Source organism: Pseudomonas sp. AP19, from assembly GCF_001728855.1.
In the GTDB taxonomy this organism is placed as follows: domain Bacteria; phylum Pseudomonadota; class Gammaproteobacteria; order Pseudomonadales; family Pseudomonadaceae; genus Aquipseudomonas; species Aquipseudomonas fluorescens.
The window spans coordinates 1-533 of sequence record NZ_LXJP01000156.1 but is presented as its reverse complement, the minus strand read 5'-3'; the positions used below and the strand labels follow the sequence as shown (position 1 = coordinate 533).

Below are 533 nucleotides of genomic sequence, written 5' to 3'. Positions count from 1 at the left end.
TGTCGACCGTAGGGCCGGAGGGAGAAGGCCTATTTTCTCGTAGTAGCGAATCGTTTCAATGTGGCAACCCGTTGATTTCGACAGCGCTCCGATTCCTGACATCCAAACTCCCCAAGCATTTTCTTGAACCTGTAGTAGCTACAGATATTAACCTGCTCAATCGAAAAATGATTTCACGCGTTTTAAGGGCATTCCGTGGACAGAGAACAGCTAGAGAAGAACCAGATTCCCGTTTACTTCGTCGCGGTCATTGTCGCGGCTATCGGAGGCCTGCTCGCACCTGATGCCTCTCAAGCGTTAGGTGCGTTGGTGACACCAGCTATCGCTGTGCTGATGTACGCCATGTTTCTACAGATCCCATTCCTGGATCTCCGCGAAGGGCTTGCAAACAAGCGTTTCATGACCGCGCTGCTGACCGCCAATTTCGTCGCCATCCCCCTGTTGGTTTGGGCGTTGACGATGGGCCTAGCCGACCACCCGGCGATTTTGGTGGGCGCACTATTGGTCTTGCTGACGCCTTGTATCGATTATGT

General features: G+C 52.7%; 1 protein-coding gene and 1 pseudogene. One reads left to right on the top strand and one right to left on the bottom strand.

Annotated features, from left to right (window positions below; all coding sequences use genetic code 11):
* A partial coding sequence (locus A7D21_RS35075; protein ID WP_141718337.1) for a MerR family DNA-binding transcriptional regulator occupies window positions 1-102 on the bottom strand: 102 nt, incomplete at its 3' end.
* A 93-nt stretch (window positions 103-195) separates the two neighbouring features.
* Here A7D21_RS35075 and A7D21_RS34090 point away from each other — a divergent pair.
* Window positions 196-533: pseudogene (locus A7D21_RS34090) on the top strand (arsenic resistance protein); the annotation flags it as partial.